The following is a 20,077-nucleotide window of genomic DNA, read 5'->3' as shown; positions in this document are numbered from 1 at the left end:
GCTGATTTCCTCCTTCAGGAAAAACAAACTCTTGCGACTATTCTGTAAAAGCTGCCGAAGCAGCATTAAGCAGACGAATAATTTCGGATATAGAAATAACCCCGCAAAACGAGGTTATTTAGTGTGGTGGCGGCTCGGAGATTCGAACTCTGGACACTGCGGGTATGAACCGCATGCTCTAGCCAACTGAGCTAAGCCGCCATGTGGAGCTATTGACCGGGATTGAACCGGTGACCTTATCCTTACCAAGGATACGCTCTACCGACTGAGCTACAACAGCTTAATACCGTTCAAAGCCATATGCTGTTTTAAAAAATTTGGTAGCGGGGGCAGGACTTGAACCTACGACCTTCGGGTTATGAGCCCGACGAGCTACCAACTGCTCCACCCCGCGACAATATTGGTGGTGGGAGAAGGATTCGAACCTTCGAAGGCGGACGCCGGCAGATTTACAGTCTGCTCCCTTTAGCCACTCGGGAATCCCACCATTTTGGAGCCGACAATAGGACTCGAACCTACGACCTACTGATTACAAGTCAGTTGCTCTACCAACTGAGCTACGTCGGCTTACCTAACAGAACGTAGTCAATTATACCTAATAAGAAACCGTCTGTCAATAGCATTGCATAACATTGCATAATAAACCTACAATTTTTTCAGAAGGTAGCGCTATATCATCTGCTACGTAGTAAAGTATACTATATGCACGTAAAAAAGGCAAGCAAAAGACGTTTCTCTCTCTGTTGATAACTAAGCCGGTGTTTCCCCGCCAGAGGACAGCCCCGCACGCGAGGAGGCGAATGAATAGCCAAGATACTGGCGGCTTCCCCTGAAAAAAGGCCGTCGTTTGCCTTCCCGACCGGAACACACGGCAAAACACCAGGAAGCCGCCTCTCCAAAGAAACGGCGCCCTTGACAAATCCTCGAGAATAACGCCCCTATTCATCATACAGTCAATCTGGCAGCTTTTTGGCCTCCCGCACTTCTGCAATCCTATCGGCAATCTCTTCCAGCGTGGCCCCGGCAGCCGCCTCAACGGCCGCAAAAACGGCGCCTTCAACGACGGGGCAGTCCAACAGAAGCAGCCGCCGGTCCGTCATGGTTTCCATAACCATTTCCGCTGTCATGACAGCGCTGCCCATATCCATAATCAAAACGACACCATCATCCGAGTACGCTTCCTCGACAGCCTGACTGATTCGCGCAAAGCTGGTGCCGATGCTGCCGTCTTCCAATCCGCCGGCAGCGACTATACGGACCGTGTCGGCCATGGCCGCAGCCAGTTCAACAACGCCTTCAGCCAGTTTTCGGCTATGTGAGATAACGACAATTCCTACCATGGTTTTCTCTCCTTAAGCAATATGTCCGGCAATGACTTGAAGCATGAAAAGAGAAGATGTCGCGCCCGGATCCTGGTGACCGATGCTCCGCTCACCAAGGTAGCTGGCTCGTCCTTTCGCCGCCGCAATCGTTTTCGTATAGGCAACGCCCGCCTCGGCCGCCGCGACCGCTTTTTTTACGGCCAGGGCAAGTTCTTCCCCGTCGGCAAGCGAAAGGGCCAGCGCTTCATACGCCGGACAAAGGGCATCCAACATCGTTTTATCCCCCTTTTCCGCTCTGCCGCGCATCTTTACACCTTCAATCGCAGCTGCAAAGGCTGTCTGAAAATCGATTGCCGTAAGTTCCATCTTATCTTTGCAGATCGCTCCGGCTTTCATGAAAGCCGTACCGTACAACGGCCCTGAAGCGCCCCCGACGGTAGAAACTAATTGCATGCCTACACCTTTAAGGATTGTCCCGATATCCTTATCTGCCAGCTCCGGCAGTTTTTCTTCCACAGCCTTAAAGCCCCGCGCCATATTGATGCCATGATCGCCATCGCCGATAGCGGTATCCAGATCTGTGAGATATTCTTTTTCCGCGCGGATCTTCTCCGCCATCGCTTTAATTACCGCCAATACTGCTTCCCGATCCATACCTGAGCATCTCCTTTCCGCCTTATTTTTTCAAAGCCGGCGTATCGGCTTTGGCGTCATACAGCCCTTTAAGTTCCTCGTCAAGACGCAACAGAGTCAGCGAGAAGCCCGCCATTTCAATTGACGTCATATAATTGCCTACAAGCGTATCATAGACGATGATCTGCCGCTCCTTCAGATAGTCTTGAACAAAATTATTGACGACGTACAGTTCCATCAGCGGCGTTCCGCCCATGCCATTGACGAGTACAACGACTTCGCGTCCGACATAATCAAGATCAGCGAGAATTTTATCCAGTAATATTTCGGCAATTTTGTCGGCAGACTGCAACGTTTCCCGATGCGTTCCCGGCTCACCGTGAATACCGATGCCGATTTCCATTTCATCTTCGGCCAATTCGAATCCCGGCTTTCCGTTGGCCGGAACAGTACAAGGATAAACAGCCATTCCCATCGACCGCACATTGGCAACGGTTTTTTCAGCAACCTCCTTAACCTCGGCCAGGCTGCCGCCGCTTTCCGCTTTAGCGCCGGCTATCTTATGCACAAATACCGTCCCGGCCACACCGCGACGCCCTGTCGTATAAAGGCTGTCCTTAACGGCTACATCATCGTTGACAACGACATAATCTGCGGTGATCCCATCCTCTTGCGCCAGATCAATAGCCATTTCAAAATTCATCATATCGCCTGTATAGTTTTTGACGATGCAAAGCACACCTTCTTCCGTGGCAACAGCCTTGATCCCTTCTAAAATCTGATCTGGCGTCGGCGAGGTAAAAACGGCGCCGGCCACGGCCGCATCCAGCATTCCTTCTCCCACATAGCCGCCGTGCGCCGGTTCATGACCGCTGCCGCCGCCGCTGACCAAAGCGACACGACCGGATTTTTTCACTTTCCGCACGATAATATTACGATCTTCCAACTGGGAAAGTTTTCTTGGAAACGCCTTGGCCAATCCTTGTATCATTTGCGCCTCTACCAACTCCGTATCATTTAGAATTTTTTTCATAATAAACGCCTCCTTTTATCATCAACTGAGCAAACGAAGCTCTCCGCACGGCAATGGACATATATATTTAGTATATCATTATTCTTTTTTGTATGCCAAATCGCAATTATATAAGTCCTCTTTTCCAGCGAGACAAAACAAAATTCCTGAATCGTTCTACAACAGGAAGCATATTGGCTTGTTTATAAACGGCTAAATATATATATCGTTTTTCCATCGGATCAGCAATCGGAATTCTGTCCAGGTCATAATACTGCAACGTATAAAAGTCGGGAATAACGGCCACCCCATAGCCGGCGGCGACAAAGCCGGCCATGGCATTGTCTTCTTCAATATGCGTCACGACTTCCGGATAGGTGCCGGCAGCGGTAAACAAGGCCTTGATCTGTGTATAGAGGCCGCTTTCCTTATTAAAAGATATAAACGGGTACTGCTCCAACTCTCGTATTGATACGGACCCTCTGTTACTGAGAGGATGCCCCTTAGGCGCAATGACGACCAACTTCTCTTCAGCAACAGGATAAAACGTCAGTTCAGATGCATCTTCGACGGAAGAGCAAAAAGCCAAATCAATCGTTTCTTCTTTCAATTCGGCAAGCAAATCACTCGTCGTTCCTTGACGGAAATCAAAACTGATCTGGCTGTTGCCCGGACTGTTCTTAAACTGCATAATCATTTCCGGCACAACCGTATATCCCATGGTATAAATAAAGCCTAAATTGATACGGCCTTTATCCGGACTGGTATACGCCCTCATCACATCAATGCCATGCTCCAGTTCAGACAGAGATTTGGTAACATAAGGCAGAAAAATGCGGCCGTATCTTGTCAAATAAATATTGCGGCCTCTTTTTTCAAAAAGATGCACGCCCAGTTCTTTTTCCAAGTCTCGTATCGATCGGTTCAAGCTGGGTTCCGTAATATACAATGACTCGGCAGCCTTCCGATAATGTTCCGTTTCGGATAATTTGATGAAATACTGCAACTGCTTTAAATTCATATATCGCACCCCTTACTTATCCTGATTTTTCACAAAGTCTTCTAATTTTATTGTTATTTTACCTATTAATATATAATGAATAAAGTATTAATTGTATCGTTGAGCACGTTTTTTAAGTATTCGCATATTTTCTAACATAATAACGCATCCAAGAAAAGTCAGCCAGATTTTTTCAGTATAACTATTCATATTTCTGATTTTTATTTATCTGTTCACTTTAATTATATTCTTTTTAATAGCTTTTGTGAATTATTTATTCATTAATTTAGAAATTGTCCTATTAAAATCATCTTCGTATAATAAGTTTGTAAAACGAACTTAGTTCTTTTTTTCACTAATTATTCGCATACCGAATTATGAGGAGGTTATCATTAATGAATACACCGTACGCCCATATTTTCCAGCCGTTGACGGTGAAACGCACTACGCTTCGCAATCGTATCATCATGCCGCCAATGGGTTCAAACTACGCCACTTTTACTGGCGAAGTATCGGAAGAAATGAAAGATTACTACGGACTTCGCGCAAAGGGCGGTACTGCATTGATTACCGTCGAAAATGCCTGCATTGACTATCCCTTGGCAACAAACGGAACAAAGCAGCTGCGCATTGATAAAAAACAATTTATCCCCGGTCTCTATGAATTAACGGAACGGATTCACCTGTACGGAGCGCTGGCGTCAATCCAATTAAACCATGCCGGCGCGTCTGCCTATCCGGAGCGATTGAACGGACTCCAAGCCGTTTCTTCTTCATCTGTCCCGTCAAAAGAAGGAAATCCGGCGCCGCGGCCCTTAACGAAACAGGAAATTCTGGCAATCGTCGATAAATATGCCAAAGCGGCTGAAAACGCCGTTGCCGCCGGCTTTGATATGGTAGAAATTCACGGCGGCCATTCGTACCTGCTCGACCAGTTCCTCTCGCCGCTATATAATAAGAGAACTGATGAATTCGGCGGTTGTTATGAAAATCGTGCCCGCTTTGCCCGACTCGTCGTCGAAGCTGTCCGTGCTGCTGTCGGCAAATGGATACCCATTTCTTTCCGCATCTCTGCTGATGAGTTTATAAAAGGCGGCAACACATTGGAAGATACCTTAATGCTGCTGGAATTTATCGAACCGGAAGTTGATATCATCAACGTTTCGGCAGCAGTAAATGATTCGCTCCAATACCAGATCGATAAATGCGACATGCCCGACGGCTGGCGCGCCTATTTATCAGAAGCTGTCCGAAAAAAATTCGGTAAGCCCGTCATTATTTCCGGCAACATCCGCGATCCGAAAATTGCAGATGACATCATCGCCCAGGGCAAAAGCGATCTTATCGCCATGGGTCGCGGTTTAATCGCCGATCCCGATTGGGTTCGCAAGGTGCAAAGCGGTCATGTAGACTGCCTGCGCAAGTGTATCAGCTGCAATATCGGCTGCGCCGATCACCGCATCGCGAAATCAAAGCCGATCCGTTGCACAATCAACCCTGCCGTAATTGAAGGCGAACAGTACCGTCAGAAGAAAGTAACGCGCCCGCTGCACGTTGTCGTCATCGGCGCCGGCACAGGCGGACTCGAAACAGCTTGCACCGCTGCTGAAGTGGGCTGCCGCGTAACGCTTATCGAACGGGACAAGGAAGTAGGCGGCATGGCCCGCAGAATTGCCCGCTTCCCTGAAAAGTCCCGTATCGAAGATTTCCCCGCTTACCTCGAAAAACGGGCTGCTGCACTGCCGAATCTGACACTCAAGCTGAATACGACAGCGACGAAAGAACTGTTGACAGAATTGCAGCCGGATATTCTCTACGCCGCTACCGGGTCCAAGCCGATGCTGCCGCCGATTGAAGGCTTACGTGAATTGACGGATGCTGAAGGATCCGCTATCCAGTCCATTGAAGGCTTTATGAAAAACATTCCTTATTTCGAAAAGAATGCTGCTGGGAAAAATGTGGTTATCATCGGTTGCGGTGCTGTCGGCCTCGACGTAATGGAATTCTTCGCACTCCGTAAAGCACGCGTCACGATGATTGAAATGATGCCGTCCTTCGGTAAAGACGCCGATGTCGTTTCCAAACAGACATTCAAAGAACTGTTAGCCACTCATCCTGTCGCCATGCACCTCGGCACATCCCTGCAAAAGGTGCTGCCCCATACCTTCATTGCTTCAAAGGACGGGCAAGAAGCGGCTTATCCGTTCGATTACGGATTCATCTGCATGGGACTCGTTCCTGATATCCCGTCAGACGATCCCTTCCGAACATACGCAACCGAACACGGAATTCCTTTCGACAATATTGGCAACAGCCGAAAAACCGGCCAGATCATCCACGGCGTGGAATCGGGACGCAGCATCTTACAGACCATTGATATGATCGGCGGTTTCGACGCCTGACCGCGCCAGATCACCTGCTGCCGAACATTCGAGGCAACAGGGTATCAGGCCGTATCATGATGGCTATAATTCATCTGTACTACTGTAAGAGTATATATATATCCGTTTCTATCTCTATTTAATACATGTCAGGAGGACTAACTTATCATGGGTAAAATCGCTATTACGGAAAGAGTAACAGGTCATACGGAATTAATCGGCTTGATCGCCTATCCGATCCGCCACAGCATGTCGCCGACAATGCATAACGAAGCATTCAAAAAACTGGGATTGGATTATGTTTACGTCTGCTTTGAAGTAGATAACTCCACCTTAAAGGATACCGTCGCCGGACTCCGCGCCATGAAAGTACGCGGCTGGAACGTTTCCATGCCGAATAAAGGGCCGATCACAGAATACCTCGACAACTTATCGCCTGTTTCGCAAATCATCGGCGCCTGCAACACCGTCGTTAATGATAACGGCGTGCTGACAGGCACGATTACAGACGGCGTCGGCGCAATGCACTCACTGAAAGAAGAAGGCGTTGCATATGTCGGCAAAAAAATGACCATTATCGGTGCCGGCGGCGCGGCTACTGCCATTCAAGTTCAAGCAGCCCTTGACGGTGCTCGGGAAATCTCCATTTTCAATTTAAAAGATAAATTCTTCGCTCACGCCGAAAAAATCGTCAACGATTTGAATGAACGAACAGATTGTCGCGTAACGCTCTTTGATTTGGCAGACCATGCCGCGTTAAAACGCGAACTCGACAGCAGCGACATTTATATTGACGCCACATCATGCGGCATGAAACCGTTGGAAGATGTCGTCGCTATCCCCGACAAATCCTACTTGCGTCCTGATCTCGTCGTCATGGACACCGTCTATGCACCGCGTGAAACGAAGCTGATGAAATGGGCACAGGAAGTCGGTTGCCATACCTTCAACGGTCTCGGCATGATGCTTTATCAAGGCGCTGCCGCCTTCAAACTGTGGACGGGAAAAGAAATGCCCGTCGAACACATAAAAGATATTTTGTTCTGAAAATAATGACACAAAGGAGATCTAATTCATGGAACAATCACATTCCTATCGCCCCTTATGCCTCAGCTTGTATCTGAACTACTTTGTTCACGGTATCGGCGTTATTATCTTGGCGCAAAACATGGATACCCTAGCTGCCCGTTGGGGTACCATCGCCGATGTGGCATGGGTCATTTCTATGCTCGGTATCGGCCGCCTTATCGTTTTATTCGTCTCTGGCAAATTATCCGATAAATACGGCCGCAAACCATTTGTTCTCTTAGGTATGGTCACGTACATTTCTTTTTTTGCCGGCATTCTTCTCAGCCCTACATCAACGGTTGCCTGCATTTTCGGTATTCTCGCCGGCATTGCAAATTCCTTCCTCGACGCCGGCACCTATCCGGCACTGATCGAATCGTATCCGGAAAGTGCCAGTACCGTAACCGTCCTTTTAAAAGCCTTTATTTCGGCAGGTCAATTCCTTCTGCCGCTCTTCATCGGTCTGCTCCTCGCTTCCGGAGCATGGTACGGTTGGTCATTCCTTGTTGCCGCCGCCATTCTCGGAATTAATATTCCCTTCATGTTAAAAATGTCCTACCCTTCTATGAATCCTGTAAAGGACACCGGCAAGGGAGCCGAAAGCGAAACGGCATCTGCGTGGCTGCCGAAATCAAAATGGTATCTTGAAGGCATTTGCTTCGTTATTTACGGGTACATTTCCCAGGCAACTTTTTATCTGATCAGCCAATGGCTCACTAAATATGGCGCTGCCGTGGCTCAGATGTCCGATATGGCTGCCCGTTCGCTAATGAGTTACTATTCGGTCGGCTCTTTAGCCTGCGTATTTTTCACCGCTTTCATTACAAAAAAAGGCGTTCGCCCGATCACACTTCTCGTCGTCTATACACTGATCTCCACGCTCGCTATCAGCGGACTCTATTATCTGCCGTCTGCAACGCTGGCTCCGATCCTCTCTGCCGTTGTCGGCTTTTCCGCTGCCGGCGGTGTTATGCAGCTCGGCCTGGTCATGATGACGGAAATGTTCCCAAAAGGCAAAGGCACGATGACGGGGATCTTCTATACGACAGGCTCTATCGCTTCCTTTACAATTCCTGTCGTCACCGGGTATATGGCTGACAGCGGTATCAACAGTATTATGGGCCTTGATGCCGCCATCGCATTGGCAGGCTTTATCATTGCCTGTATCATTTACATTCGTTACAACAGTGTCATGAAAGAAAAACCTGTTGCTTGATCAAATTCGGGAGGTCTGTCACTCATGATTAAAATCGGAAATGTCAATTTGGATAACGGAATGCCGAAGATTTGCGTTCCCATCGTCGGCCGGACACAAGAGGAACTGGTCCAGGAATGCCGGTATTTACAGGGAAAGATTTATGATGTCGTTGAACTGCGCATCGACTTTCTCCAGAAGGTAACCGAACTGCGCGCCGTCGGCGAGGCTTTGGCAACAGTTCGCAGCGAATTGCCGGCGAGTGCCATTCTGTTTACCTTCCGTACCAAAGAAGAAGGCGGTGAAACCGTCGTTCCGGAAGCGTACTATTTCGACCTTATCCGCTACGCCATTGAAAGCGGCAACGTCGATGCCGTCGATTTAGAATATTTCCGCAACGCAGACGCGATTCAAAAAACCGTCGCTCTCGCCAGGGAAAAAGGCGTAACTGTCGTCATGAGCAATCATGATTTTAACAAGACGCCGTCGTTCGAAGAAATCACCGATCGTCTGATCGGTATGAAAAAAGCGGGAGCTCACGTAGCGAAATTGGCGTGCATGCCGAATTCCGCCAAAGACGTACTGACACTCCTGCGCGCCACGGAAAACGTCAAGTCGCAATATCCCGATGAACCGCTCATCACGATGTCCATGGGCAAACTCGGCGCTATCAGTCGGATCAGCGGCGAAGTGTTCGGTTCCGCCCTGACCTTTGGCTCGGCCAAAAAGGCATCGGCGCCGGGACAGCTTGAAGTGACCATGCTTCAGCAAATTCTGCAGGCTCTTCACTGACTGAAAACGATACTTAGCCACACGGGTGATTTCTCCTTATACGGTCTTCAAAAAAAGCAGGCTGCTTACATAAGCAGGCTGCTTTTTTTTGAAGACCTTGATCACTCCTATTGTTTTAACACATACCCGTATGCTCTGGCCTTGCCGTTTTCCTGCTCAAAGTAAACACCCTGTATTTCCGAAGCGAAACCGGGCAAGGCGTTCATCCCCTCTTCCAACGCACGGAAATACGCCACTGCCGTCGTCGACCAGCGTTCGCCGGGAACGACGCAGAGGACGCCGGGCGGATAAGGCAATGCGCCTTCCAGGGCAACGCGCCCTTCGATTTCCTCCAGCGGGACCAATTCCCCTTCACCGCGAATAAAAGCATGGTGCGCATCTTGCGGCAACATCGCATAGTCGGGGAAATATTCACGCCGGAAAAGGCGGCGCTGCAATTCCTTTACGTTCCGGTCTTTATAGAAATCATGCATTTCCTGGCACAATTGCCGCAATGTGTAGCCCGCATACCGTCCCGGATGCGCATTGTATACGCCGAGCAGCACTTCCTCCATCGGGACATCACGATCGACAAACCGTTCAAAACGGACAAGCTGACTGGTCAGAAAGCGAAGCTTATTTTTATTTTCCGCAGGAGTCAACAGGAAAAGAATGGAGTTGAGATCGCATTTTTCCGGAATCACGCCGTTGCCGCGCAGATAGGTAGCCAGAATATTGGCATGAATTCCGAATCCTTCGTAATCGCCGCTGACTACGTCGATCCCCGGTGTCGTCAACAACAGCTTGCAAGGATCTACCCGGTACTGGTCCCGGCCATAACCGTTAAACGCATGCCAAGACGCACCTGGTTCAAAGGAAAAATAAGCCAAGTCATCGGCCATCATTTCCGTATCGCCTGACTGCCAACTCGCCCCATGTACCACCGGCGGCACGAAAGGCCGGATATAATGACAGCGGCGCAGAATGTCTTTGCGAGCATCAATACCCAGCTTGACACAATCGCGCCAAAGCTTTTCACCAGCCGCACCGGCATGAATCTTCGTATTGACGTCAATCGTCGCGAAAAGAGGATAAAAAGGACTCGTCGTCGCATGAGACATAAAGGCGTTATTAACCGTTTTATGATTACAATAACGCTTTTGTCCGTGAATATGCCCGTCCTTCTTGTGTATCTGCGACGTCTGTGAGAATCCCGCCTGCTGCTTATGAACGGACTGCACTACAAAAATCCCCGGGTCATCAGGCTGCAAGTCAAGCAAAAGAGGACTGCTGTCTTTCAACATGGGAATAAATTGCTCATAGCCGACCCAAGCCGAATCAAAGAGAATATAATCGCAAAGATGCCCGATGCGATCGATGACATAACGCGCATTGTATAAGGTGCCGTCATAGGTCCCCAATTGAATCACCGCCAATCGGAAAGGACGCGCCTGTTTTGCCTTTTCCGGATCCCGCTCTGCCGCCAACTGCCGCAAATACGCTTCGTCAAAACAGGCGGCATCAATGCCGCCGATAAAGCCATAGGGGTTACGAGCCGTTTCCAAGTACACCGGCGTTGCCCCGGCCTGTATCAACCCGCCGATCGCAACGGATTTATGATTATTCCTGTCATAAAGGACAAGATCTCCCGGCGTCAATAAGGCATTTGTAACGACACGATTGGATGCCGACGAACCGTTAAGGACAAAATACGTTTTATCGGCATGAAAAACTTCTGCCGCAAAATCCTGCGCCTCCAGCGCCGGCCCTTCGTGAATCAGTAAATCTCCCAACGTGACATCGGCATTACAAATATCGGACTGAAAAATATGATCGCCGAAAAAATCACAAAGCAGCCAGCCTGCAGGATGTTTTTTAAAAAAAGCACCGTCCTGATGACCGGGACAGTCAAACGGATTATTCCGTTCACTTACATATTCGACGAGTTCGCCGAAAAAAGGCGGCAGGACCTGTTGTTCATAGTTTCCGGCCAGTCGTTCTGCCGCCGCAATACAACGGCTCTTGTTGACAACCTCTTCCGAAATGACGGTTTTCACCTGATCGATGTATTTTTCAGGCAACGAGCTGCCGCTCGGCAAAATGACCATAATCGGTATGCCGAATCCGGTCGCATGGATTTTCTCGATGTACGGATAATCCTGATCGGACAGGACCGCTACGGCCACATCGGTAAAATCCGTCTTTTCTACAGGAACAATATCCCTGTCGCTATCGACAAAATAATACTGCACATCAAAACTGTAAGCAATTTTTAAACGTTTCATCTCTGCTCCTTATCTCCGTCCTTTTATGGCGCCTTATTGACAAAAGAAGGGAAAACTGGCACCGCCTGTGCCTCTTATCTCCTCCGTATAGTGAGATTATAGCGGCTCCTGCATTTCTGTCAAGTCCGGACGGCAGATGCGCCGGTTTTACCGTCCAAACCGCATGGCATTGCCTTTTTGCCGGTTTTCCTTTATACTGAATTGAAATGTAATAGTAAAGAGGTGCGCCCATGCATAACCGATTAAAAGAAAAACTGCAGAACCGCGAAAAGGCGATCGGAACATTCTTCGAAAGCGGCAGTACGATCACGGCAGAATGCCTGGCCTTGGGAGGTCTCGACTATATCATCATCGACACGGAACACGGCCCTTTCGAAACGGAAAGCGCCATGGAATTCATTTGCGCCTGCCAGCGCCGCAAGATGACACCCCTCGTCAGGGTAAAAGACAAATGCCGTTCTTCTATTTTGAAAATGCTTGACGTCGGCGCCATGGGAATCGTCATTCCCGGCATCGAATCCGTTGCAGAAGTAAACGATATCGTCCGTTACGGCAAGTATTATCCCGTCGGTGAACGAGGCGTCGCGTTTGCCCGAGGCTACGGCTACGGCTTTGCCGATTCCCTTTCTATAACGGATTACTTTGCCGAAGCTAACAGGGAAACACTGCTTTTGCCGCAATGCGAAACTGCCGGCTGTCTGGACCGAATTGAAGAAATCGCGGCGATTGAAGGCATCGACGGCATTTTCATCGGACCTTACGATCTCTCAACGGCACTCGGCAAACCGGGACAATTTACGGCACCCGAAGTTATTTCCGCTATTGACCGCATTTTAAAGGCTTGCCAGCAAGCCGGCAAATTCTCCATGATCTATGCCGATGACACGGCCGCTGCAAAAAGGCGTTTTCAGCAAGGCTTTGACAGCGTCGCCGTAAATATGGACACGATTCTGTTCATCCGCATGATTCAGAACCTTGTCCGCGACTTGCGCCACTGAGTCCGGCAACAGCTACCCGGCAATATGCCAAAAGAAAGGGAAGGCTCCCGAAACGGAGTCTTCCCCTTTTCTACGGTATTATGACTTCTGCCGTGCAGCAACGGAATCAATGCGATGAATATCTCCGACAATGAAAATAAACGAAAAGACACCCAGTGCCGCAACAGCACTGATAAAAATCATAGCGCCTACAAAAGAACCTGTTTCCTGTACGATAAGGCCGATGACGATCGGCGTAATGATGCCTGCCAAGTTGCCGACAAAATTAAACACACCGCCTGCCAGCCCGACGGAATCGGCAGGCGCCATATCTCCAACAGTACTCCAAACGATCGCCGCCATCCCCTGACCGAAAAAAGCGACCGTCATGATGATAATGACGACTTGAAAGGAAGCGGCATAATTGGCCGCCATAATCGTCATTGAACAGAGCAACCCGCAGACGACGGGCAATTTTCTCGCCTTCGACAGAGAAGCTCCGCGACGCAGCATGTGATCGGACCAATACCCGCCGAGGAGCACGCCGCAAAGCGCGCCCATATACGGAATGACGGCGTAAATTCCCGCCTTAAGCATAGGCATTTCCTTCGCCACGATCAAGTACGTCGGAAACCAGGTCAGAAAAAAATACATCGTACTGGTATTGGCAAATTGTCCTAAATAAACGCCGAGAAACTGACGATGCTTAAACAGTTCGGCCACTTGTGACCACGTAATGGCCGCCGTTGTTCCCGCCCGTTCGGCCAAGCCGCCGCCATCGCGTATATACGCCAATTCGGCGGCATTGACGCCAGTGCATGCTTTCGGATCACGATAATGGATATACCAGAAAACACTGGCAACAATCCCGATGATACCGGTGCTGTAAAAAATAAACTGCCAGCCGTACCGTTCAAGGATCAAAAAAAGAACCGGCGTCAGAAAAGCCAACCCGATAAACTCTCCGGCCGTATAAATTGACGTCGCCGTCGCCCGTTCATGATTAGGGAACCAAGCGGCTACGACACGACTGTTCGTCGGAAAAGCAGGCGCCTCCGCCGCACCGATGGCCAGGCGAATGCCGAAAAGCGACACAAAGCTGCGGCCCAAGCCCATAATCACGGTAAACGCAGACCAGAGAAACAACGAAATTGTATACGCAATGCGGGACCCAAAATGCTCCAAAAACCAACCGCCCGGAATTTGCATCAAGCCGTATGACCAGGCAAAAGCGGAAAATAAAAGTCCCATCGTCGCCGCATCAAAACCGAGTTCGCTGCTCATACTGGGCGCAGCAACAGCCATGTTCGTACGATCCAGATAATTGATCGCCGTCAAAAAAAAGAGCAGCAACAGCATAAACCAGCGTCTGTTCGTAGGCTTTTCCGTATACCCATCGCTTTTTTTCATATTCTCCACCGTATATCTCCTCAGAGGCCAACCTATGTGATTTTTATCACATAGGTTGGCCTCATAACGTTTTGTATATATTGTAATCCTTTTTACAACGTACATCTATTAGCTTTTCAGTAAGATATCAATAGTCTGTATCTATCAGTATTCGTGCGCCAACTATTTTATGACAAAGGCGTCATCGTTGCAAAATTTTTTGCGCCAACAACGTCAGCGCCTGCAAAACGTCTTCCACCGCTCCTTTGTTGATGATCCTATAGTCGCCGGCATGATGATACAAGGCGATCCGCTCCCGGTAGAGCTCATAGACTTTCTGCGGCCCCGCCGCCAAAAGCGGTCGTTTGGACACATCAACGTCCGTAACGATGTCATCAGGTGAACGATCGAGAAAGATGAGAATACCAGATTGTTTCAGCAAGTCTATATTCTCGCTTCGTTTAACAACACCGCCACCGGTAGCTACAACAATGCCTTTCCTCGCCGCCAATTTTTCCGAGGCCCGTATCTCAGCCTGACGAAAACAGTCTTCACTGACGGCAAACAATTCCGCAATCGTTCGCCCTTCCATTTCTTCAATATAACCGTCGACATCGACAAACTCGCGGTCCAGGCACTGTGCCAGCCGTCTGCCGAAGGTCGTCTTGCCGCTGCCGGGCATACCGATGATAACAATATTTTGCTCGTTGTTCATATCCATGACTCCATTTCCTGCGTCAATTTTTCCATTACTGCATTACCGATTTTCCGTCCCAGCCATATTTCTTCGGAGCCGATCGCCTGTGCGACAAGCATGTACATACCGTTCAGTACGACGGCCTGATGCTGTTCGCCATATTGGAGAAATAAGGTCCGACGCGGATTGTAAATCAGATCGACGACGGCACGATACGCGGCCACAACCGCCTCTGCTACCGGTGATACATGAATATCCGGCGCCATGCCGACAGGGGTACAGTTAATAAGAACGTCACCGCCGCATTGCCGACGTAAATCGTCATAAGAGATCAGCGCCGCTCCTGCAGCCATTGCAAAACGGCTGAATGCTGGTTTTTCCTGCGGAGTCCGCGATACGACGGTGATCTGAGCCGCGCCTTCATCGGCGAGGTACTGAACGACGGCCCGTGCGGCGCCGCCAGTTCCCAAAACCGTGCATTGCCGGCCATCGACGGCAATACCGGCGTGACGCAAAGACCGGCCGAAACCGCTATAATCCGTATTATAACCGAAACAACCGTCTTCCCTGACGTGAATGGTATTGACGGCACCGATGCGTTCGGCCTCCGGAGAAAGGCCTGTCAAATGCGGTATAACATCCAGCTTATACGGTATCGTCACATTCATTCCGCCATATTCTTTCGCCAACTCGCACAACTCGTCGGCAATGTATTCCCGATCCATTTCCAACAGACTGTACTCATGCCGGTTCGACAACGACAACAGGCTGAAAAGACGCTTATGAATCTCCGGAGAGCAGCTATGTCCCAGTTTTCCTCCAATCAGTCCCAATTTCATCAGTAATCCTCCCTTATGATACAATGTGACGCGAATCCGTCTTTTCCGGCGTCCCGTCATACGGCCACTTGCACGGTCTTTCAGACAACTAATCGCACGGCGCCGGAAAGCCGTTCCCCCGCCTTTCCGGCAGACTATGCTGACGATAAAAGCACAACCCTTCTCCACCGGTTTTTACTTGCCGTCATACGGCCTGCCGCTTTTGGCGGTAAGCATGATATCGAGAACGGTCCAGGCAGCGGCAGCCTCTACGGCAGGCAACGCACGCTGCACAATAGCGGGATCATGCCGTCCGGGAACGGAAAGCTTGCAATTCGTTCCGCTGCTCCTATCGATCGTATCCTGTTCTTTGGCAATTGACGGCGTTCCCTTGATCACGGCCTGAAAGAGGACGGGCATCCCGTTCGTAATGCCGCCGTTAATGCCGCCGTTATGATTTGTCCGCGTCCGCACACGACCGCCGTCATCATAATAAAAGGAATCATTTCCTTCCAATCCCGTCATCGCCGCCAAAGCAAAGCCGTCGCCGAAAGAGACGCCTTTTACTGCCGGAATGGCAAAGATCATGTGACTGAGCTTGCTTTCAACGGAGTCGAAGAAAGGATCGCCCATACCTGCCGGCAGTCCCGTAATCATGCATTCCACAATACCGCCGACGGAATCGCCGTCGCGCTTCGCCTGCAAAATTGCTTTTTCCATTGCCTCTTCTTTAGTCGGATCGAGTACGGCCAACGCATTCTGCGATAATCGTCCGAAAAGCGCCTTATCTTTGCCCAGAGAGCAAAAGCGACGATCACAGATGTTCCCCAATTGCAGGATATGCGCTCCTATCGCAATTCCGTCCAAAGCCAGAATCTGTTTGGCCACGGCGCCGGCAAAAACGAGCGGCGCCGTCAACCGTCCCGAAAAATGACCGCCGCCGCGGTAATCATTATAGCCGCCGTAACGGACGCTGCCGCTATAATCGGCATGACCGGGACGCATAATATGCTGCAGCCGCGCATAGTCTTCTGCGCGCTGATCTTCATTGGCAATGCGTACGCAAAGCGGCGTTCCCGTCGTAAAGCCGTTAAAAAAACCGCTTTCCACAGAAAACACGTCATGTTCCCGGCGTTGTGTTGACAACTCGTTTCGTCCCGGCGCACGGCGCCGCATCTCTTGCGACACTGCCTGCCAGTCGAGGGAAACACCTGCCGGAATCCCGTCCAATACAGCGCCGATACAAGGACCGTGAGATTCACCGAAAATGGTCAGTGACGCCGTTTCTCCCCATGTGTTGCTCATCTGCTTCCCTCCTGTCGAATAGTGCCGCCTAACCGTTGAAAGTCACGCCAAAACTGCGGATACGATTTGGCAACGGACTCGGCGCCATCAATCACGACAGTGTTTACCGCCCGCTGTGACGCAACGGCCAGCGCCATCGCCACGCGGTGGTCGTTCCAAGCCGAAACGGTACCGCCATGTAAGAAAGGCACGCCGTGGATAACGAGACCGTTTTTTTCTTCTTCAATATCGGCCCCCAAAGAATTCAACTCCGTCGCCATAGCATGAAGCCGATCACATTCCTTGAACCGCAGCCGGCCGGCATTAACGATCTGTGTCGTTCCCGTGCTGCAAGCTGCCAATGCCGTCAATACCGGCGCCAGATCGGGGCAATCGGCTACATCGACGATACAGCCCCGCGTTCTTGTCGGCAGGGACTGAAGCCCCTGCGCCGTTCGCCGCACGTCCCCTCCCATATTCGAGAGAATATCCAGGATGACCGCATCGCCCTGCCGTGAATGTTCCGTTAAGCCGCTGCAGAGAATAGCCTCCCCGATAGCTGCCGCGGCAAGCCAGAAGGCGGCTTGTGAAAAATCGCCTTCCACCTGATACCGCCCCGGCTGATATACTTGATTGCCGGTAATGTGAAACGTATCGTTTCCGCTTTTTTCAACGCCGATGCCATACTGCCGCAGACACGCCAACGTCAACTCGACGTAGCTTGCCGACTCCAGCGCCGTCGTACTGTGCAGCACTGAATCGCCAGGCAATAGCGGCAACGCAAACAGCAGTCCTGTAAAAAATTGCGAACTGACATTACCCGGCAGCGCATAGTACCCCGGCGTCAATTCGCCGCGCACAGTCAACGGCAGTCCAGCATCGTTTTTTTTGGCAACAGATCCGGCGCGCGTTAAAGAGATCGTAATAAGGCTGCAACGGTCGTTCGGCTAAGCGCCCGCTACCGGAAAACGTCACCGTATTACCGCTGGCAAGGGCGAGGGGAATCAAAAACCGCAAGGTCGAACCCGATTCGCCGCAGTCGGCAAAAAGGGCCGAGTTCCGCCGCCGCAAGCCGCCGCGGATATGCAACGTCCGTTGCGCAGGCCGCGGCGCCGTTGCCGTCTCAATCTCCGCCCCCAGCAGTCGAAGTACCCTGCAGGTCGCTGCAAGATCCTGCGAAGGCGATACGTTTTCCACTACCGTTTCGCCATTCGCCAAGGCGGCGCAGATTAAATGGCGGTGTCCCATGCTTTTTGATGACGGTATCGTCACGGTGCCGTGCAATTTCTTCGGTGTAATGACTACCTTCATCGCAATCCTTCCCTTCCGAGATAATCCGGCATCGCTTCACAGGCAACGGAAATCAGTTTGCCCCGGCCGATCACCGGAATAATCGCCAACGTCATCGTGTCCCCGCGCCGCTTCTTGTCTTTCCGGAGAAACGGCATGAGCCGTTCATCTGGCAGCGAAATTTCCGTCGGCAGCCGGTACCTCTCCAGCAGCTTTATCAGCCGCGCCGTCGTACCTTTTTCCGTCAATCCTTGCCGTTCCGTTCCCGCCGTGATGCGGACCATGCCGATAGACACGGCTTCACCGTGCAAATACGTACCGTAACCGCAAGCCCGTTCCACGGCATGACCGAAGGTATGGCCGAAATTGAGCAGCATCCGTTTCCCCTGATCATGGACATCAGCCGCCACGATACGGGCTTTTTCCCGACAGCAAGCGGTAATAATCTCTTCCCAATACCTGCCGATCGTTGCCGGACTCTGCCGTTCAAGAAAAGAAAAAATCCGGTCATTGCAAATGGCACCGTATTTGATGACCTCGCCCAATCCGTCACCGACACACCGCGGCGAAAGAGAGTCCAACAAATCGGGATCAATGTACACGGCGGCAGGTTGGTAAAAGCTGCCGACCTGGTTTTTACCGCCAGCCAAATTCACGGCCGTCTTACCGCCGACGCTGCTGTCAACTTGCGCCAACAAAGTCGTCGGCATTTGAATGTAGCGTATTCCCCGCAAATACGTTGCCGCCGCGAATCCGCCGAGATCACCGACGACGCCGCCGCCAAACGCAATCAGCGTATCGCTGCGGCTGAGGCCAAAGGCTGCCAAGCTATTATAAACGGCAGCCAGCGTTGTCAGATTCTTGTGCTCTTCTCCCGGCTCAAGACGAATCACCTGCACGGCGGCGCCGGCGCTGCGCAAGGACTGCGACAGTTTTTCACCGTACAAAGCATCCAGCGTCGTATCCGTAAGGACGGCAACTTTCCCTTTCAGCACCGCTGCCGGTAGCAGCCCCGCCGCCTGTTTCAGCAGACCGCGGGAAATATGGATATCATAAGCATTGTTCGGCAGTGAAACATGTAGATTATTCATGAAGTAAATCCCTTCTCCGTCTGGACGCCTCTTCCAGAAAAGCTTTCAAGCGCGCCCCGTCTTTTGCTTCCAGCAGTTTTGCAAAATGGCCGAGAGTCTGCTGAAAGGCCGTTATTTCGTGCAGCACATTCTCCCGATTGGAAAGAAGCAGATCTCGCCATAAAGGCGCGTTGATATTGGCAACACGCGTGCCGTCCCGAAAGCTGCCGGCAATAAAATATTTCGTAGCCTCGTCCATCGCTTCACAGTTGATCAGCGCCGTCGCCAAAACATGAGGCAAATTGCTTGTATACGCGATCAACCGATCGTGTTCTGCCGCAGTAACACAGGCGACGCGAGCGCATCCCAAATCCTTTGCCATGGCCGCAATGGCGTCAATATTCTCCCCTTTGTTGTCCGGCGTCGGAATTAAAATATAATTGGCGCCGTCGAAAATATCCGCCCGTGACCTGCCGTACCCCTGTCCGTCGCAGCCGGCCATAGGATGACCGGCAACAAAATCCATGCCGTCGCCGAGATAAGGCTTCACCGCAACGGCTAAATTGCCTTTGATCCCGGCAATATCCGTAATAACAACATGCGGTGAAAAATGCGCTGCATTGGCTTTGATGAAACGGCACATCACGGCGGCAGGCGTACAGAATATGATCAGCGCCGCATCCCTTAAAACGGTGCCTCCTGTCGTGTATATTTCATCTACACAGCCGTCGGCCAAGCCGTTCTCCAACGTACGTTGATCGGCATCAAAAGCCAATATCCGTTTAACGCCCCGTCGTTTCAGCGCCTTAGCATAAGAACCGCCCATCAGTCCCAGCCCGACGATGGCAACACACCGGTCAACAAGATTTTCGTTCATATCTTCTC

At 50.7% G+C, this 20,077-nt stretch carries 18 protein-coding genes and 5 tRNA genes; 5 read left to right on the top strand and 18 right to left on the bottom strand.

The features are described 5' to 3' along the window. Positions 1–124: 124 nt before the first annotated feature. From HMPREF1250_RS08580 to HMPREF1250_RS08540, 9 genes are all read right to left on the bottom strand, one after another. A tRNA-Met gene (locus HMPREF1250_RS08580) sits at positions 125–201 on the bottom strand. A 3-nt stretch (positions 202–204) separates the two neighbouring features. Beyond that, positions 205–280 (bottom strand) — tRNA-Thr (locus HMPREF1250_RS08575). 38 nt (positions 281–318) lie between these two features. Continuing rightward, a tRNA-Met gene (locus HMPREF1250_RS08570) sits at positions 319–394 on the bottom strand. A 7-nt stretch (positions 395–401) separates the two neighbouring features. After that, positions 402–487, bottom strand: a tRNA-Tyr gene (locus HMPREF1250_RS08565). A gap of 4 nt (positions 488–491) precedes the next feature. Further along, a tRNA-Thr gene (locus tag HMPREF1250_RS08560) sits at positions 492–567 on the bottom strand. 386 nt (positions 568–953) lie between these two features. Then, a complete protein-coding gene (gene dhaM / locus HMPREF1250_RS08555) occupies positions 954–1,340 on the bottom strand; it encodes a dihydroxyacetone kinase phosphoryl donor subunit DhaM (RefSeq protein WP_023054262.1) in 387 nt (128 codons plus the stop codon). 12 nt (positions 1,341–1,352) lie between these two features. Further along, positions 1,353–1,976, bottom strand: coding sequence for a dihydroxyacetone kinase subunit DhaL (dhaL, locus tag HMPREF1250_RS08550; RefSeq protein ID WP_023054263.1), 624 nt, complete (start codon positions 1,974–1,976; stop codon positions 1,353–1,355). 22 nt (positions 1,977–1,998) lie between these two features. Then, positions 1,999–2,988 carry a dihydroxyacetone kinase subunit DhaK gene (gene dhaK, locus HMPREF1250_RS08545; RefSeq protein ID WP_023054247.1) on the bottom strand — a complete coding sequence of 330 codons (990 nt, stop codon included), beginning with the start codon at positions 2,986–2,988 and terminating at the stop codon, positions 1,999–2,001. A gap of 106 nt (positions 2,989–3,094) precedes the next feature. After that, positions 3,095–3,988, bottom strand: coding sequence for a LysR family transcriptional regulator (locus HMPREF1250_RS08540; protein ID WP_023054231.1), 894 nt, complete (start codon positions 3,986–3,988; stop codon positions 3,095–3,097). Positions 3,989–4,362: 374 nt separating this feature from the next. Here HMPREF1250_RS08540 and HMPREF1250_RS08535 point away from each other — a divergent pair, with 374 nt between their 5' ends. The 4 genes from HMPREF1250_RS08535 to aroD all read left to right on the top strand — a co-directional run bounded on the left by HMPREF1250_RS08535 (position 4,363) and on the right by aroD (position 9,403). Further along, positions 4,363–6,369 (top strand): FAD-dependent oxidoreductase, encoded by a 2,007-nt coding sequence (locus HMPREF1250_RS08535; protein ID WP_023054253.1) that lies wholly within the window; start codon positions 4,363–4,365, stop codon positions 6,367–6,369. A gap of 147 nt (positions 6,370–6,516) precedes the next feature. Further along, the gene (locus HMPREF1250_RS08530) at positions 6,517–7,395 is read left to right on the top strand and encodes a shikimate dehydrogenase (RefSeq protein ID WP_023054242.1); all 879 of its coding nucleotides are present in this window, start codon (positions 6,517–6,519) and stop codon (positions 7,393–7,395) included. Between the two features lie 28 nt (positions 7,396–7,423). Continuing rightward, a complete protein-coding gene (locus HMPREF1250_RS08525) occupies positions 7,424–8,632 on the top strand; it encodes an MFS transporter (protein ID WP_023054259.1) in 1,209 nt (402 codons plus the stop codon). Positions 8,633–8,656: 24 nt separating this feature from the next. Continuing rightward, on the top strand, positions 8,657–9,403 hold the full coding sequence (gene aroD / locus HMPREF1250_RS08520) for a type I 3-dehydroquinate dehydratase (protein ID WP_023054241.1): 747 nt from the start codon (positions 8,657–8,659) through the stop codon (positions 9,401–9,403). Positions 9,404–9,510: 107 nt separating this feature from the next. Here aroD and speC read toward each other — a convergent pair whose 3' ends face one another. Further along, positions 9,511–11,667 (bottom strand): ornithine decarboxylase, encoded by a 2,157-nt coding sequence (gene speC, locus HMPREF1250_RS08515; protein ID WP_023054251.1) that lies wholly within the window; start codon positions 11,665–11,667, stop codon positions 9,511–9,513. A 230-nt stretch (positions 11,668–11,897) separates the two neighbouring features. Between speC and HMPREF1250_RS08510 the strand changes: the two genes are divergently transcribed. Next, a complete protein-coding gene (locus HMPREF1250_RS08510) occupies positions 11,898–12,665 on the top strand; it encodes an HpcH/HpaI aldolase family protein (protein ID WP_023054229.1) in 768 nt (255 codons plus the stop codon). Between the two features lie 78 nt (positions 12,666–12,743). On the opposite strand, the gene HMPREF1250_RS08505 is transcribed toward HMPREF1250_RS08510, so the two are convergent. The 8 genes from HMPREF1250_RS08505 to HMPREF1250_RS08475 all read right to left on the bottom strand — a co-directional run bounded on the left by HMPREF1250_RS08505 (position 12,744) and on the right by HMPREF1250_RS08475 (position 20,069). Further along, on the bottom strand, positions 12,744–14,054 hold the full coding sequence (locus tag HMPREF1250_RS08505) for an MFS transporter (RefSeq protein WP_036243100.1): 1,311 nt from the start codon (positions 14,052–14,054) through the stop codon (positions 12,744–12,746). A 181-nt stretch (positions 14,055–14,235) separates the two neighbouring features. Next, on the bottom strand, positions 14,236–14,754 hold the full coding sequence (locus HMPREF1250_RS08500) for a shikimate kinase (protein ID WP_023054244.1): 519 nt from the start codon (positions 14,752–14,754) through the stop codon (positions 14,236–14,238). Continuing rightward, entirely contained in the window at positions 14,745–15,569 is an 825-nt protein-coding gene (locus HMPREF1250_RS08495) for a shikimate dehydrogenase family protein (RefSeq protein WP_023054246.1), read from the bottom strand. Before HMPREF1250_RS08495 ends, HMPREF1250_RS08500 begins: the two co-directional genes overlap by 10 nt. A gap of 174 nt (positions 15,570–15,743) precedes the next feature. Further along, positions 15,744–16,853 (bottom strand): chorismate synthase, encoded by a 1,110-nt coding sequence (aroC, locus tag HMPREF1250_RS08490; protein WP_023054260.1) that lies wholly within the window; start codon positions 16,851–16,853, stop codon positions 15,744–15,746. Next, positions 16,850–17,692, bottom strand: coding sequence for a 3-phosphoshikimate 1-carboxyvinyltransferase (locus tag HMPREF1250_RS08485; RefSeq protein ID WP_269208559.1), 843 nt, complete (start codon positions 17,690–17,692; stop codon positions 16,850–16,852). The genes aroC and HMPREF1250_RS08485 overlap by 4 nt, the downstream gene beginning before the upstream one ends. Beyond that, positions 17,649–18,143: an EPSP synthase (3-phosphoshikimate 1-carboxyvinyltransferase) domain protein gene (locus tag HMPREF1250_RS12195; RefSeq protein ID WP_023054255.1), complete on the bottom strand. Its 495-nt coding sequence runs from the start codon at positions 18,141–18,143 to the stop codon at positions 17,649–17,651. The genes HMPREF1250_RS08485 and HMPREF1250_RS12195 overlap by 44 nt, the downstream gene beginning before the upstream one ends. Then, positions 18,140–19,213 (bottom strand): 3-dehydroquinate synthase, encoded by a 1,074-nt coding sequence (aroB, locus tag HMPREF1250_RS08480; protein WP_023054252.1) that lies wholly within the window; start codon positions 19,211–19,213, stop codon positions 18,140–18,142. Before aroB ends, HMPREF1250_RS12195 begins: the two co-directional genes overlap by 4 nt. Further along, positions 19,206–20,069, bottom strand: a complete 864-nt coding sequence (locus HMPREF1250_RS08475; RefSeq protein ID WP_023054243.1) for a prephenate dehydrogenase — start codon at positions 20,067–20,069, stop codon at positions 19,206–19,208. The genes aroB and HMPREF1250_RS08475 overlap by 8 nt, the downstream gene beginning before the upstream one ends. Between the last annotated feature and the right edge of the window lie 8 nt (positions 20,070–20,077).

Origin of the sequence: Megasphaera vaginalis (ex Srinivasan et al. 2021) (assembly GCF_000478965.1) — a bacterium.
In the GTDB taxonomy this organism is placed as follows: Bacteria; Bacillota; Negativicutes; order Veillonellales; family Megasphaeraceae; genus Megasphaera; species Megasphaera vaginalis.
This window is presented reverse-complemented; position numbering and strand designations above follow the sequence as displayed.